The organism is Sphingopyxis sp., assembly GCF_050725615.1.
Lineage (GTDB): Bacteria > Pseudomonadota > Alphaproteobacteria > Sphingomonadales > Sphingomonadaceae > Sphingopyxis.
Genome location: NZ_JBOHHU010000101.1, coordinates 1 through 14,980, shown reverse-complemented (window position 1 = coordinate 14,980; position 14,980 = coordinate 1). Strand labels below are relative to the sequence as shown.

Genomic DNA, 14,980 nt, shown 5'->3' with positions numbered 1-14,980 from the left:
CCCTGAGCCTGTCGAAGGGCGCTTCTCGGATAGGCGCCCTTCGACAGGCTCAGGGCTACGGTTCAATCTAAACAGGACACTCTCTAGGGTGCGCGCGCGCTCTCCGCCCAATGAAAAAGGGCGCCTCGCGGCGCCCTTTTCCTTTTCCGTCCGGGACCGAAATCAGTCCTGATGCGGCTGAATGTTCACCGCGGCGAACTTGCCGCGATCATCGACTTCGATGTCGAAGGCGACGCGGTCGCCTTCCTCGAGGCCGGTCATGCCGGCGCGCTGCACCGCGCTGATATGGACAAAGGCATCGGCCTGTCCGTCGTCGCGCGCGATAAAGCCGAAGCCCTTGGTGGTGTTGAAGAACTTCACCGTGCCCGAGGTGCGTTCGCCGGTCAGCTGACGCCGGCCGCGGGCGCCGCCCGGTGCAGGACGGTCGCCGCCGAAGCCGCCGCGATCACCGCGATCGTCCCGGCGCGGAGCGTCTTCGATCGGCATCGGTTCGCCTTCGATCTTCAGATCGATGGCCGAAACCTTGCCATTGCGTTCGACGAGGGTGAAGCCGAGCGGCTGGCCCGAGGCCAGGCCCTGCAGCCCGGCCTGTTCGACCGCGCTGATGTGCACGAACACATCTTCGCCGCCATCGTCGCGTGCGACAAAGCCGAAACCCTTCGACGGGTTGAAGAATTTGACGGTGCCATTGCCCTCACCGACGACCTGCGCCGGCATGCCGCCGCCACGTCCGCCGCCGAAGCCGCCACCGCCGCCACGATCGCCGCCGCCGAAGCCGCCGCGATCACCGCCGCCGAAACCGCCCCCACGGTCCCGGTCGCCGAATCCGCCGCGCGGCGCGCCGCCGCCATAGCTGTCGCCGCCATAGGGCGCCGGTTCGAAGCTGTCGAAATTGCCGAAATCATCGCGCTTACCGCGCCCCCGATGGCCACGGCGGTCTTTGTTGAAACTCATTGTCTGATAGTCGCTTTCGGTCGTCCACGCTCCGTTACCACCGGCTCCTTGCGCCGGACGGAGACGCAGTTCACCCTTGGCACAGACTCGCCCCGTGCCGCTAACGGCGCAATATATAACCTAATTGAACGGCTCCTGCGAACAGAAAATTCAAGGGGTCCGTCGCAATGCGGGCAGCGTCCGTCGCACGCGTCCCGCGTCGCCGTCCGGCGGGCGTGGCGCGGGCGAAACCAGTCATTGAGCAGCAAGGCGGCTTGGCCTAAGGCGGGCGCATGACAGTCTATTTCCACGAAGAGGATCTGCCCGAGGGCGTGCTGGGTCCGGGTGCGGTTGCGATCGATACCGAGACGATGGGTTTGAACCCGCTGCGCGACCGGCTGTGCCTCGTCCAGATCAGCGACGGGTCGGGCGACGAGCATCTCGTCCGCTTCGCGCCCGGCAGCGCCTATGACGCGCCGGTGTTGAAGGCGATATTGACCGACCCCAACCGCTTGAAACTGTTCCATTTTGCGCGTTTCGACATCGCGGCGTTGCAACATGCGCTCGGCGTCGTGACCGCGCCCGTCTATTGCACCAAGATCGCCTCGCGGCTGATCCGCACCTATACCGACCGCCACGGGCTGAAGGAACTGGTGCGCGAATTGTTGGGGCAGGAAGTGTCGAAGCAGCAGCAGTCGAGCGACTGGGGGGCGGCGCAGCTCAGCGACGCGCAGCGCGACTATGCGGCGAGCGACGTGCGTTTCCTCCACGCGATGAAGGAGATCCTCGACGCGCGGCTGGTGCGCGAGGGGCGCATGGAAATCGCGCAATCCTGTTTCGATTTTCTGCCGACGCGCGCCGCGCTCGACCTCGCGGGTTGGCCCGAGGCCGATATTTTCGCGCATAGCTGAGGCCCGATTCGATGTCCGCCCGCGCCGACCATGATCGCACGATGCGCCAGCTGTGGGCGGCGAGCGGGTCGAACCACGATCGCGTCATCCGCATCCTGCGCTTCGGGCTGCCGCTGGTGATCGGGGTGGTCGCTGCGGTGCTGATCTTTTCGCCCTTCACCCAGCGCACCGAGGTCAGTTTCTTGCTGTCCAAGGACAAGGTCGAGGTGGCGAAGGAGCGGATGAAGGTGACGCGCGCCGAATATCGCGGTCAGGACACCAAGGGCCAGCCCTTCGCGCTGGTCGCGGGCAGCGCGGTCCAGAAAAGCTCGGCCGAGCCGATCGTGCGGATGGAGCAATTGTCGGGGGCGATCAACCTGACCGACGGCCCCGCGACGATCGCGGCGGCGGCGGGGCAATATAATATGGACACCGAACAGGTCGCGGTGCCCGGCGCGGTGCGCGTGCGCGGCGCCAACGGATACCGGATCGACGCGAGCAATGTCGCGATCGACCTCAAGAGCCGCAGCCTGACCGGCAGCGGCGGGGTCACGGGCGCATTGAACATCGGCAATTTTTCGGCCAACGCGCTGTCGGCGGACCTCGACACGCGCGTCGTCCGCCTGTCGGGCAACGCCCGGCTGAGGATCAATCAGGGAGTGCTGAAATGACCGCAACGTCGCGCCTGTGGGGACTGCGCAGCCTGATGGTGGCGGGCGGCAGCTTCGCGCTGACCAGCATGGCGATCCTGTCGAGCGGCAGCGGCGGCGCCCCGGCGCAGGCGCAGGCGCTCGCCAATCATAACAGCAACGCCCCGGTCGATTTCAGCGCCGGCAGCATCGAGGTGCAGGACCGCGCCGACCGCGTCGTGCTGTCGGGCGGGGTGCGCGTGACGCAGGCGGGCATGACCGTGACCTCGCAGCGGATGACCGTCGCCTACAGCCGCCAGGGCGGCACCGACGTCAACCGGCTCGACGCGACCGGCGGGGTCGTGGTGACCAAGGGCGAGGAGCGCGCGTCGGGCAATGTCGCGATCTACGACCTCGACCGGCGGCTGATCACGATGGTCGGCAATGTCCAGCTGACCCAGCGCGGCAACCGCCTGAACGGCGGGCGCATGGTGATCGACCTCAACAGCGGCCGCGCGACGGTCGACGGGCGCGGCGCGACGCGCGGCCCCGACGGCAATGTCGTGCCGGGCGCGGGCGGCCGGGTGACCGGGACGTTCACGGTCCCCGAACGCAAGCAGTAACCACCCGCCTTAACCAAAGGGCAAGCATAAGCTGCGAGGAGTGGGGGCAGGGACCAGGTCATTTGCGGCGCCGGGGGCGATGCCGCACCGAAAAGGCAGACCCCGTCCCATGCGATTCTCCCCCGTCGTAACCCCGCGCCGTCCGCTGTTCGGGCGCCGCGCCGAAAACCCGGACAAACCCGAGTTGCCCGGCCCGACGAGCGAGGAACGGCGGCTGATCGACCGCCTGCTGCGCCGTGCGGGCTATCGCGATTCGCGGTAGACAGCGACTCTCGCGAAGGCGCGAAGAAAAGAAAATCTCGCACAAAGCCACAAAGCCACAAAGAGGGCTTTCCCAGCCGCCGTTCGCCCTGAGCTTGTCGAAGGGCCGTTCTTTCTTCGCGACCTCGAAGATGAGGACGGTGCTTCGACAAGCTCAGCACAAACGGATGAGAGGTGGGCCGCTTTGTGGCTTTGTGGCTTCGTGCGAGTCTTTACTTTCTTTTCTTCGCGTCTTTGCGCGAAACTAAAATGGCGCCGCGCTCGAAGGTCGAGCCAACGCCGCTTGGCGCGGCACCCCGGCCACCCTACATAGGCCGCCGATGCCGCCCGATACGCAAACTTCCGCCGACGCGGCCAAGGAACCACCCGTCCTCGCGACGCTGCGGCGTTTCCTGCCCTATCTGTGGCCCGCCGGGCACACCGAGCATAAGGTCCGGATCATCCTCGCCGGGCTCATCGTGCTCGCGTCGAAGGGCGTGCAGCTGTCGATGGGCTTTCTGTATGGCGCCGCGATCGACAAGATGGCGCCGGGGATGGAGGAGGGCGTCGCGCTCGCGATCGGGCTGGTGCTCGCTTATGCCGGCGCGCGCTTCGCCGGGGTGCTGTTCGACAATATGCGCAACGTCGTGTTCGAACGCGTCGGGCAGGATGCGACGCGCGAGCTGGCAATCGCGACCTTCACCCACCTCCACGCGCTGAGCCTGCGTTTCCATCTCGCGCGGCGGACGGGCGAGGTGACCAAGGTGATCGAGCGCGGGACCAAGAGCATCGACACGATGCTCTATTTCCTGCTGTTCAACATCGCGCCGACGGTGATCGAACTCGCCGCGGTGCTGATCATCTTCTGGACCAAGTTCAGCTTCGGGCTGGCGAGCGCAACCGCGCTGATGGTGATCGTGTATATCATCTTCACGCGCAAGGTCACCGACTGGCGCAACGCGCTGCGCGTCCGCATGAACGACCTCGACACGCTGACCGTCGGGCGCAGCGTCGACAGCCTGCTCAATTACGAGACGGTCAAATATTTCGGCGCCGAGGAGCGCGAGGCGGCGCGCTATCGCGACGTCGCCGACCAATATGCGCGCGCCGCGGTGAAGAGCGAGAACAGCCTCGCCTGGCTCAATATCGGGCAGAGCCTGATCACCAACGCGGCGATGGCGGGGGCGATGGGCTATACCGTGTGGGGCTGGTCGAAGGGGCAATATCAGGTCGGCGACGTGGTGCTGGTCAACACCTTGCTCGCCCAGCTGTTCCGCCCGCTCGACATGCTCGGCATGGTCTATCGCGTGATCCGCCAGGGGCTGATCGACATGGAGGCGATGTTCCGCCTGATCGATACCCCGCCCGAAGTCCGCGACGCGCCGGACGCCGGGCCGCTCGTCGTGAACGGCGGCTCGGTGGCGTTCGACAATGTCGTCTTCGGTTACGAGCCCGACCGCACGATATTGAACGGGGTCAGCTTCGCGGTCGGCGCGGGCGAGACGCTGGCCATTGTTGGCCCGTCGGGCGCGGGCAAGTCGACGATCGCGCGGCTGCTCTTCCGCTTCTATGATCCGCAGGGCGGGCGGATCACCATCGACGATCAGGATATCGCGCGGGTGACGCAAAAAAGCCTGCGCGCCGAGATCGGCATCGTGCCGCAGGACACGGTGCTGTTCAACGACAGCATCGGCTATAATATCGCCTATGGCCACGAGGGGGCGAGCGCCGAGGCGATCGCGGCGGCGGCCGAGGGCGCGGCGATCGACGGCTTCATCCGCATCCTGCCGCAGGGCTATGACACCGAGGTCGGCGAGCGCGGGCTGAAACTGTCGGGCGGCGAAAAACAGCGCGTCGCGATCGCGCGCACGCTCCTGAAAAATCCGCCGGTGCTGATCCTCGACGAAGCGACGAGCGCGCTCGACAGCCGCACCGAGGCGGCGATCCAGGACACGCTCGAGCGCATTGCCGAGCGCCGCACGACGCTGGTGATCGCGCACCGCCTGTCGACGGTGACGGGCGCGGACCGCATCGTCGTGCTCGACAAGGGCCGCGTCGCCGAGACGGGCACGCACGAGCAATTGCTGCGCATGCGCGGGCTCTATGCCGATATGTGGGCGCGGCAGCAGGCGGAGAAGGAGGAGGGGACGGTTTAGGCCCCATCCCGACATTTCGACGATGTTCGAAATATAGCTTGACGTCCATCAATCACTTCCATATTTCGACGATTATCGAATCATGGAGGCCGGGATGGAATCGGACAATGTCGTGCGCGCGCTCGGCGCGCTGGCGCAGGAGCATCGGCTCGCGCTGTTCCGTCTGCTCGTGCAGGCCGGTCCCGAGGGGCTCGCGGCGGGTGCGATCGCCGGGGCGCTGGGGGTGCCCGCGTCGTCGCTCTCCTTTCACCTCGCGCAACTGTCGAACGCCGGGCTGATCGGGCAGCGGCGCGCGGGGCGCTCGCTGATCTACACCGCCGATTATGCCGCGATGAACGCGCTCGTCGGCTTTCTCACCGAAAATTGCTGCGGCGGCGGGGCGGTCTGCGCGCCCGCGTGCGACGTGCAGCCGCAAGATGAAAGGAAAAGCGCATGAGCCGGTTTCACATGCATGTCGGGGTCGCCGATCTGGGTAAGTCGATCGCCTTTTATTCGGGACTGTTCGGCGCGACGCCGAGCGTGACCAAGCCCGATTATGCCAAATGGATGCTCGACGATCCGCGGATCAATTTCGCGATCTCGGTACGCGATGGGGCGCATCGCGGGATCGAGCATGTCGGGCTGCAGGTCGAGGACGAAGCCGAACTGGCGGCGGTCTATGGGCGGCTGAAGGACGCGGGCGCGCCGGTGCTCGAAGAGGGCGCGACGACCTGCTGCTACGCCAAATCCGAAAAGAGCTGGATCGCCGACCCCGACGGGGTGGTGTGGGAAGCCTTTCTGACCAATGGCGAGGCGACCGTGTACGGTGACAGCCCCGATTTCGCGCCGCTGGCGTCGCCCGCTGCCGCCGAAGGCGCTTGCTGCGTCCCCGCAGCGGCGAAGGCGTCCACGCCCACCGGCTGCTGCTGACGCCATGGCGGGGGAGGGGCTGGCGGTGCTCGTGCTGTGCACCGGCAATTCGGCGCGCAGCATCTTGGGCGAGGCGCTGATCGGACGGCGCGGCGAAGGACGGCTTCGCGCTTTCAGCGCGGGCAGCCGGCCGAAGGGCGCGCCGCATCCGGCGGCTTTGCGGTTGCTCGCGGCGGAGGGCTTCGACGCGGCGGCCTTTCGCTCGAAGAGCTGGGACGAATTCGTCGCGCCGGGCGCCCCGCGCATCGACATCGCGATCACCGTGTGCGGCAATGCGGCGGGCGAGGCCTGTCCCTTGTTCATCGGCGCGCCGGTGCGCGCGCATTGGGGGCTGGCCGATCCCGCCGACGTCGAGGGCGGCGAAGCGGCCGAGGATGCCGCCTTTGCCGAGACCTGGCGGCTGCTCGACATGCGCGTGCGCGCGCTGCTCGCGCTGCCGCTCGAAACGATGGACGCGGTCGCGCTGCGCGGCGCGTTGAACGACATCGGCCGGATGGAAGGCGCGGCGTGAGGCGCGCCGTCGCGGCCGAAGCGGTCGGCAGCTTTTTCCTGTTCGCGACCGTGGTCGGGTCGGGGATCATGGCCGAAACCTTGTCGGGCGGGAATGTGGCGCTCGCCCTGCTCGCCAATGCGCTCGCGACCGGGGCGATATTGTTCGTGCTGATCGCGATGCTCGGGCCCGTTTCGGGAGCGCATTTCAATCCCGCCGTCACGCTGGTGACGATGCTCGATCGCGCGACCGCGCCCCGAACCGCGATGCTGTTTGTCGGCGCGCAACTCGTCGGCGGCATCGCGGGCGTGTGGGCGGCGCATCTGATGTTCGACTTGCCGATCATGCAAATTTCGCAGCATGGCCGCACCGGAGCGGGGCAATGGGCGGGGGAGTTTGTCGCGACTTTCGGATTGATCCTCACGATCATCGGAACGGTGCGGCATCGGCCCGGGTGGATCGCGCCGGCGGTGGCGCTCTATATCACCGCCGCCTATTGGTTCACCTCGTCGACCAGCTTCGCGAATCCGGCGATTACGGTCGCGCGCAGCCTCTCCGACAGTTTTGCCGGCATCGCGCCGGTCGATGTCCCGGCGTTCGTGGCGGCGCAACTGGCGGGCGCGCTCGCGGGATGGTTGCTGGGCCGCTGGCTCTTCGGAGCCGACGCGGCCGTTGGATTGGACGACGCGATGACCGAACGCTGACGACCGGTCTGGCGGTGTGTCACCGTCAGTCAAATTTACAAATCTGTAAGTAATTTCCGCCATTTGAGCTGCTGGACCAACCCGCCTTTGTTGCGGTGGATGCGGCGAAAGGTGGAATTTTGATCAGGCTGGCGATGTGTATCGCGATCGACCACGACCCGTGGCTCGTTGTGCTGGCGGTGCTGATCTGCGGCGTCGGGGCCTTTTCGATCGTCCAGATGTTCGAGCGCGCGCGCGGCGCGGCGCGCGGGCAGGGGCTGGCCTGGGCCTTTCTGATCTCGGCCGCCGCCAGCGCGACGATCTGGTGCACCCATTTTGTCGCCATGCTCGCCTTTGAGGCGAAGGCGCCGGTGACGCTCGACCCCGTGCTGACGATCGTGTCGCTGATGGTCGCGATGATCGGCTGTTTTGCGGGTTTCTCGGTCGCCGCCCGGGGCCGCCACGATGCCTATGGCGCGGTCGGTGGGGCGCTGTTCGGCGGTGCGATCGCCGCGATGCATTTTGTCGGCATGAGCGCCTATCGCGTCGACGGCATCGTCAGCTGGGACATGAATTATGTGATCGCGGCGATCCTGTGCGGGGTCGGGCTGTCGGCGGCGGCGATCGCGCTGTTGCGGACGCACCGCGCGGTGCGCCACCGCGTGCCGGTGGCGACGGGGCTGATCGTGGCGGCGATCGCGCTGCTGCATTTCCTGGCGATGACCGCGATGCGCATCACCCCGATGGCGCTCGACGATACCCCGCTGCGCCCGTCGGAGTTCAACGCGCTGGCGCTCGCCACCGTGCTGGTCGGCGGCATCGTGATCGCCGCGGGGGTGTTCGCCGCGATGCTCGACCGCCAGACGCGCTCGGAGGCGATGCGCGAGCTGACCCGGATGGCGATGAGCGATGCGCTGACCGGCCTGCCCAACCGCACCGCCTTTCGCGCCGAGCTGGCGCGGCAGATCGAGGCGGCTACGGCGAATGGCGAGCGCGTCGGGCTCTGCGCGATCGACCTCGACCGTTTCAAGGAAATCAACGACCTCCATGGCCACAAGGCGGGCGACGAGGTGCTGGCGCGGATCGCCGGGCGGTTGCAGGCGATGCTGGGCCCTGACCAGTTCGTCGCGCGGCTGGGCGGCGACGAATTTGTCGCGATGATCCGCTTTGCCGAGCCCACGCAATTGTCGGTGTTCGCCGCGCGGCTCGACACCGAGCTCAAGGCGCCGCTGGCGCTCGACGATTTCGAGGCGCGGCTGGGCGCCAGCATCGGGATCGCGATCTTCCCCGACGACGCCGCCACCGCCGAGGCGCTGGCGAACAACGCCGACCTCGCGATGTACCGCGCCAAGGCCGACGCCGCGCCGGTGCCGCTCCATTATGATTCGGCGCTCGACGAAGCGATCCGCGACCAGCGCGAACTCGCCGCCGACCTGCGCCGCGCGATCGACAAGGGCGAGCTCGACGTCCATTATCAGGTCCAGACCTCGGTCACGAGCGGCGCGGTCACCGGTTATGAGGCGCTGCTGCGCTGGACCCACCCGCAACGCGGCGCGATCCCGCCCGCCATATTCATCCCGATCGCCGAATCGAACGGCTTCATCCTCGCGCTCGGCGAATGGGTGCTGCGCCGCGCCTGCATCGATGCGGCGGGCTGGCCGCACCAGTCGAAGGTCGCGGTCAATGTGTCGCCGCTGCAGCTCGCGCACGCCGACCTGCCGCGCCTGTTCCACCAGACATTGCTCGACACCGGCCTACCGCCGCGCCGCCTGGAGATCGAGCTGACCGAGACCGCGATCATCGCCGACCGCGAACGCGCGCTGCACGTGCTGCGCCAGATCAAGGCGCTCGGCGTCGGGGTCGCGCTCGACGATTTCGGCACCGGCTATTCGTCGCTCGAAACGCTGCGCGCCTTTCCGTTCGACAAGATCAAGCTCGATCGCTTCTTCGCCGCCGAGCTGGAAGGCAATATCCAGTCGACCGCGATCCTGCGCGCGGTGCTGGCGCTGGGCAAAAGCCTGTCGATCCCGATCCTGGCGGAAGGGATCGAGACGCAGGAACAGCTCGACGTGCTGCGCCGCGAAGGCTGCGACGAGGCGCAGGGCTTCCTGATCGGTCGCCCCGGACGCGCCGCCGCCTTGGCGGAAGCGGGCGGCGGCCTGGGCGCGCAGGCGGCCTGACGGGTCGCCCGTCACCTTTTTTGCGCCGCACAACTTGACCCCCCGCGCCCGCGCCCCCTAGGCATGGGGCATGCCGCACGACACCTCCCTGATCGGCACCGTGGTCGCCGGCCTCGGCGTCGCCTTTCTGATGGGGGCGCTGGCGCATCGGCTGCGCATTTCGCCGATCGCGGGCTATCTGCTCGCGGGGGTTCTCGTCGGCCCCTTCACCCCGGGTTTCGTCGCCGATACCGGCCTCGCGATGCAGCTGGCCGAGATCGGCGTCATCCTGCTGATGTTCGGGGTCGGCCTGCATTTTTCGCTGAAAGACCTGCTGTCGGTGCGCAAGATCGCGGTGCCGGGGGCGATCGTCCAGATGGCGGTCGCGACCGGCCTCGGGATCGCGCTCGGGCTGTGGCAGGGCTGGACGCTGGCGGGCAGCGCGATCTTCGGCCTCGCGCTGTCGGTCGCCTCGACCGTGGTGCTGCTGCGCGCGCTGCAGGCGCGCGACATGGTCGAAACCGAAAAGGGCCGCATCGCGGTCGGCTGGCTGATCGTCGAGGATCTGGCGATGGTGCTCGCGCTCGTGCTGCTGCCCGCCTTTTTCGGATCGCGCGGCGACGAGGCCGGCGGGGCGGCGCTGCTCCAGTCGGCGGGCATCGTGCTGGTCAAGGTCGTCGGTTTTGTCGCCTTCATGCTGATCGTCGCGCGGCGCATCCTGCCCTGGCTGCTCCACTGGGTCGTGCATACCGGGTCGCGCGAATTGTTCCGGCTCGCGGTGCTGGCGATCGCGCTGGGGGTCGCCTTTGGCGCGGCGGTGGTGTTCGACGTCAGCTTTGCGCTCGGCGCCTTCTTTGCCGGCATGATCCTCGGCGAGACGCAGCTCAGCCGCCGCGCGGCCGAGGAGACGCTGCCGCTGCGCGACGCCTTTGCGGTGCTGTTCTTCGTGTCGGTGGGCATGTTGTTCGATCCGCATGTGCTGGTCGAACAGCCGGGCCCGGTGCTCGCGACGGTCGCAATCATCGTCTTCGGCAAATCGCTCGCTGCCTTCGCGATCGTCCGGGCGTTCGGCCACAAGGCGCAGACCGCGATGACGGTGTCGGTCAGCCTGGCGCAGATCGGCGAATTTTCCTTCATCCTCGCGGGGCTCGGCGTCGGGCTGGGGGTGATGGACGAGACCGCGCGCGACCTGATCCTCGCCGGGTCGATCCTCTCGATCCTGCTCAACCCCTTGCTGTTCACCCTCGCGGTCCGGCGTATCCGCGCCGACGCGGAGCCGGCGGCCGAAGTCGCGGCGGCGGCGCCCGCCGCAGCGCCGGCGCGCACGGTGCTGATCGGTTTCGGCCGCGTCGGCAGCCATATCGGGACCTTGGTGTGCGGGCGTGGCGAGGCGCTGACGGTGATCGAGGACCAGAAGGATATGGCAGCGGCCGCCCGAACGGCGGGCGCACGGGTGATCGTCGGCGATGCGACGGCGGACGGCGTGCTCCGCCAGGCCGGGCTCGAAGCCGCCTCGACCCTGTTGATCGCGATCCCCGAGGGCGTCGAGGCGGGGGTGATCGTGCGCCGCGCGCGGGCGATCAACCCGCAGCTGACGATCGTCGCGCGCGCGCATTCGGATGAGGAGGTGAACGACCTGGTGCGCCATGGCGCCGACCATGTCGTGATGGCCGAACGCGAGACCGCGACTCGGATGGCCGAGCGCGCGCTGGTGATGCGGGGGTGATGCGGCAAGAGGGCTTCCCCCGCTCCGTCATCTTCCCTATCGCGCCACGATGACCGCCGACGCGCTCCTCCCGCTGCTCAAATCGACCTTCGGCTTCGACCATTTTCGTGGGGCCCAAGGCGATGTCGTCGATCGCGTCATGGCGGGCGACCGGACGCTGGCGGTGATGCCGACGGGGGCGGGCAAGTCGCTGACCTATCAATTGCCGGCCGTCGCGCTCCCCGGCTGCGTCGTCGTCGTGTCGCCGCTGATCGCGCTGATGCACGACCAGTTGCGCGGCGCGCGCGCGGCGGGCATTCGCGCGGCGGCGCTGACCAGCGTCGACGCCGATTTCGCCGAGACGCGCCAGCGCTATCGCGACGGCGACCTCGACCTGCTCTATGTGGCGCCCGAGCGCGCGACCGGCGAGGGGTTCCGCGCCTTGCTCGACGCGCGGTCGCCGGCGCTGTTCGCGATCGACGAGGCGCATTGCGTCAGCGAATGGGGGCATGACTTCCGCCCCGATTACCGCCTGCTGCGCCCGCTGCTCGACGCCTTCCCGGCGGTGCCGCGCCTCGCGCTGACCGCGACTGCCGACAAGCACACGCGCGAGGATATCCTCGTCCAGCTCGGCATTCCCGACGATGGCCTGATCCTCGCGGGCTTCGATCGGCCGAACATCCGTTATGCGATGCGCGGGCGGGTGACGCCGGCGCGCCAGCTCACCGATTTCATTACCGCCAACCCGGGTCCGGGGATCGTCTATTGCCCGACGCGCAGCGGGACCGAGAAGCTCGCGAGCCAGCTTGCCGCCGCGACCGGGCGGCGCGTCGCGGCCTATCATGCCGGGCTCGACCCTGAAATCCGGGCGCGCGTGCAGCATGATTTTGTCGCGTCGGAGGACGGCATCGTCACCGCGACGGTGGCGTTCGGCATGGGGATCGACAAGCCCGACGTGCGCTTCGTCGCGCACGCCGGGCTGCCCAAATCGATCGAGGCCTATTATCAGGAGACCGGCCGCGCCGGGCGCGACGGCGACCCCGCCGAGGCGCTGATGCTGTGGGGCGCGAGCGATTTCGCGACCGCGCGGTCGCGGCTTGCCGAACTGCCCGAGGCGCGCGTCGCGGGGGAACGGGCGCGGCTCAACGCGCTCGGCGCGCTGGTCGAAGCGCCGACCTGCCGCCGCGCGCTGCTGCTCCGCCATTTCGGCGAGAACCCGCCCGAGCGCTGCGGCAATTGCGACAATTGCCTCGAGCCGCCGGCGCGGATCGACGCGACGGTGCTGGCGCAGAAACTGCTGTCGGCGGTCTATCGCACCGGGCAGAGTTTCGGGGTCGGCCATGTCGAGGCGGTGCTGACCGGGCGCAGCGACGAGCGCATCCTGTCGCGCGGTCACGACAAATTGTCGGTGTTCGGCATCGTCGCGGGCGAGGAGGCGCGGCTGATCAAGCCGCTGGTGCGCAGCCTGATGGCGCGCGAGGCGCTGGACACCACCGAACATGGCGGGCTGATGCTGGGCCCGGCGGCGCGCGCGATGATGAAGGGCGAGGCCGAGGTGCTGATGGCCGAACCGCCGGTGAAACGCACGAAGCGCGAGACGCGCGGCGGTGCGGGCGGGGCGCCGAACCCGATCGGCGATCCGCTGTTCGACGCGCTGCGCGCGACGCGGCGCGAGCTGGCGGCCGAAGCGGGGGTGCCGCCCTATGTCGTGTTCCACGACGCGGTGCTGCGCGCGATGGCGAGCGAAAAGCCCGACAATCTCCACGCGATGGGCGCGATCCCCGGGGTCGGGGCCAAGAAGCTCGAGGCGTGGGGCGATGCGTTTCTTGCGGTGATACGGCAGTTCTGATCCGCAGGCGGCGCACTACGGAAAATCTCACACAAAGACACAAAGGCACAAAGATGTTGCGCCGGATATGCGGCCGAAAGTCATCGCCGCAGGCGAACTGATAAAAAAGCGCTCCGCGCGATCGGTCGCCGCGCCAGCGAGAGGCGCTGCCCTCTTTGTGTCTTTGTGTGAGACCATAATTTCTTCTTCTTCGCGCCCCTCCGATGCTCGATTGACAGCAGCCCTCGGCACAAGCATCTAGCGCGCTCGGGGTCGCAGCCGATGGAGTTTGCCATGCTGCGCTATGCCCTGCCGATCCTGCCCGCCCTGTTGCTCGCCGCTCCGTCGGCCGCCGCCGATGATGCGCCGCCGCCGCTCGCCTATCGGGACGTGGCGCGCTGCGGGGTGCTCAACAGCCTGATGGGCATCCTCGTCGCGGGCGAGCCCGAGGCGGCGCGAACGCGCGAGGCGATGGCGCTGACCTGGTTCGCGCTCGGCAGCGACGGGTCGACGATGAGCGAGGCCGAGCAGGCCGCCGCCTTCGACGCGGTGCATAAGGAGGAAGGCGAGGCGGTCGTCGCGCAGTCCGCCGAGGGCAGCGCGCGCGCCGACCATCTGCTGCTGCGGATGAAGGCGTGCGACAAGCTGCGCGACAGTCATGCCGACGCCTATCGCGACATGACCAGGCTGCTCGCGCTCGCGTCGCCCGAGAAATTCGCCGGTGACGTCGCGCTGCAGCGGCAGGGCACCGAGCCGCCGCCGATTCCGCACAAGGATCTGAGTTTCGGCGACGGCTGGACCTTTCAGTCGCGCTACAACAGTTGCATCGCGCGGCGACCGCTGGGCAAGGGGGCCGAGCTGGTTCTGGGCTTCAACAATTTCAACGACGGGCATATCGTCGTCAAAAGCAAGGCGTTCCCCAAATTCGACGATGAGGCCGAAGGCGATGTTTTCGAACCGCATAATCGCGGATACCAATGGGCCGAGACACCCGATGGCGGGTCTACGGCGGTTTTTGCGCAGGGCGTGAGCGCGGCGAGCTATCCCGGCACGGCGATGATCATCGACGGCCGCGCGCTGATCCCCTTTTTCAGTGGCCAGACCGGCGAAGAGGACGGGGTCACCTCTTATCTGCTCGGCGCTTCCCAGCGCCAGTTTTGGCCGCTCCTGAAGTCCGGCGGAACCGCAGACATCGTCATTCTCGGCAAGAAGCGGTTTTCGGTGACCTTGTCGGCCAGCCCGGCATTGTGGGCCGAAATGCAGACCTGCATCGACCAATATCCCGACGGCTGACGCCGCACCACCGGTCGATTCCGAAACGGGCTAGCCGATTTCCGAACCCGCCGCGACCAGCGGGCCGGCGCCGTGCATCCGCTGTCCATCGGCGCGCTCCCCTCCGCAGCGCCGGTGATCGAAGGAGCAAAGCCCATGAAATATGCGATGATGATCGGCCTGTTCGCCGCCGCGACGCTGTCGCCCGCCGTGCTGGCCGCCGAACCTCCGGCGACGCTGCATATCGGCCTCGACGATATCGACCTGACGACCCCGCGCGGCGTCGCCGCGGCGCAGCGGCGGATCGACCGCGCGGTCGGCGCCTTTTGCCGCAACGATGTCGAACATCTGAGCCATGCGGGCCGCCGCGCCGCGCGCCAATGCCGCGAGGCGGCGCGCGGCGACGCCCTCGCGCAGCTCGACGACCGGCGGCTGCGCCAACTGGCGGCGCGCTGATGCCGGC

15 protein-coding genes are annotated in these 14,980 nt (G+C 68.1%); 14 read left to right on the top strand and 1 reads right to left on the bottom strand.

Annotated elements, in window-relative coordinates; all coding sequences use genetic code 11:
- Positions 1-162: 162 nt before the first annotated feature.
- The gene (locus ACREB7_RS18160; protein ID WP_431593680.1) at positions 163-954 is read right to left on the bottom strand and encodes a cold-shock protein; all 792 of its coding nucleotides are present in this window, start codon (positions 952-954) and stop codon (positions 163-165) included.
- Between the two features lie 272 nt (positions 955-1,226).
- On the opposite strand from ACREB7_RS18160, the gene ACREB7_RS18155 reads away from it, so the two are divergent.
- The 14 genes from ACREB7_RS18155 (at position 1,227) to ACREB7_RS18090 (ending at position 14,973) form a co-directional block, all read left to right on the top strand.
- Positions 1,227-1,844, top strand: coding sequence for a ribonuclease D (locus tag ACREB7_RS18155; protein ID WP_431593679.1), 618 nt, complete (start codon positions 1,227-1,229; stop codon positions 1,842-1,844).
- Positions 1,845-1,855: 11 nt separating this feature from the next.
- Positions 1,856-2,494 carry an LPS export ABC transporter periplasmic protein LptC gene (gene lptC, locus ACREB7_RS18150; protein ID WP_431593678.1) on the top strand — a complete coding sequence of 213 codons (639 nt, stop codon included), beginning with the start codon at positions 1,856-1,858 and terminating at the stop codon, positions 2,492-2,494.
- 35 nt (positions 2,495-2,529) lie between these two features.
- The gene (locus ACREB7_RS18145; RefSeq protein WP_431593681.1) at positions 2,530-3,075 is read left to right on the top strand and encodes an LptA/OstA family protein; all 546 of its coding nucleotides are present in this window, start codon (positions 2,530-2,532) and stop codon (positions 3,073-3,075) included.
- A gap of 109 nt (positions 3,076-3,184) precedes the next feature.
- The gene (locus ACREB7_RS18140) at positions 3,185-3,337 is read left to right on the top strand and encodes a hypothetical protein (RefSeq protein WP_431593677.1); all 153 of its coding nucleotides are present in this window, start codon (positions 3,185-3,187) and stop codon (positions 3,335-3,337) included.
- 319 nt (positions 3,338-3,656) lie between these two features.
- On the top strand, positions 3,657-5,471 hold the full coding sequence (locus ACREB7_RS18135) for an ABCB family ABC transporter ATP-binding protein/permease (protein WP_431593676.1): 1,815 nt from the start codon (positions 3,657-3,659) through the stop codon (positions 5,469-5,471).
- Between the two features lie 94 nt (positions 5,472-5,565).
- Complete coding sequence (locus ACREB7_RS18130) at positions 5,566-5,907, top strand: ArsR/SmtB family transcription factor (protein ID WP_431593675.1); 342 nt, start codon at positions 5,566-5,568, stop codon at positions 5,905-5,907.
- Positions 5,904-6,380, top strand: coding sequence for an ArsI/CadI family heavy metal resistance metalloenzyme (locus ACREB7_RS18125; RefSeq protein WP_431593674.1), 477 nt, complete (start codon positions 5,904-5,906; stop codon positions 6,378-6,380). The genes ACREB7_RS18130 and ACREB7_RS18125 overlap by 4 nt, the downstream gene beginning before the upstream one ends.
- A 4-nt stretch (positions 6,381-6,384) precedes the next feature.
- Positions 6,385-6,891 carry an arsenate reductase ArsC gene (locus ACREB7_RS18120; protein ID WP_431593673.1) on the top strand — a complete coding sequence of 169 codons (507 nt, stop codon included), beginning with the start codon at positions 6,385-6,387 and terminating at the stop codon, positions 6,889-6,891.
- A complete protein-coding gene (locus tag ACREB7_RS18115; RefSeq protein WP_431593672.1) occupies positions 6,888-7,574 on the top strand; it encodes an aquaporin in 687 nt (228 codons plus the stop codon). Before ACREB7_RS18120 ends, ACREB7_RS18115 begins: the two co-directional genes overlap by 4 nt.
- A gap of 119 nt (positions 7,575-7,693) precedes the next feature.
- The gene (locus ACREB7_RS18110; protein ID WP_431593671.1) at positions 7,694-9,733 is read left to right on the top strand and encodes a putative bifunctional diguanylate cyclase/phosphodiesterase; all 2,040 of its coding nucleotides are present in this window, start codon (positions 7,694-7,696) and stop codon (positions 9,731-9,733) included.
- Between the two features lie 70 nt (positions 9,734-9,803).
- A complete protein-coding gene (ybaL, locus tag ACREB7_RS18105) occupies positions 9,804-11,438 on the top strand; it encodes a YbaL family putative K(+) efflux transporter (protein ID WP_431593670.1) in 1,635 nt (544 codons plus the stop codon).
- A gap of 49 nt (positions 11,439-11,487) precedes the next feature.
- Positions 11,488-13,266, top strand: a complete 1,779-nt coding sequence (gene recQ / locus ACREB7_RS18100) for a DNA helicase RecQ (protein WP_431593669.1) — start codon at positions 11,488-11,490, stop codon at positions 13,264-13,266.
- Positions 13,267-13,539: 273 nt separating this feature from the next.
- The gene (locus ACREB7_RS18095; protein WP_431593668.1) at positions 13,540-14,538 is read left to right on the top strand and encodes a hypothetical protein; all 999 of its coding nucleotides are present in this window, start codon (positions 13,540-13,542) and stop codon (positions 14,536-14,538) included.
- A gap of 135 nt (positions 14,539-14,673) precedes the next feature.
- The gene (locus tag ACREB7_RS18090; RefSeq protein WP_431593667.1) at positions 14,674-14,973 is read left to right on the top strand and encodes a UrcA family protein; all 300 of its coding nucleotides are present in this window, start codon (positions 14,674-14,676) and stop codon (positions 14,971-14,973) included.
- Positions 14,974-14,980 lie beyond the last annotated feature (7 nt).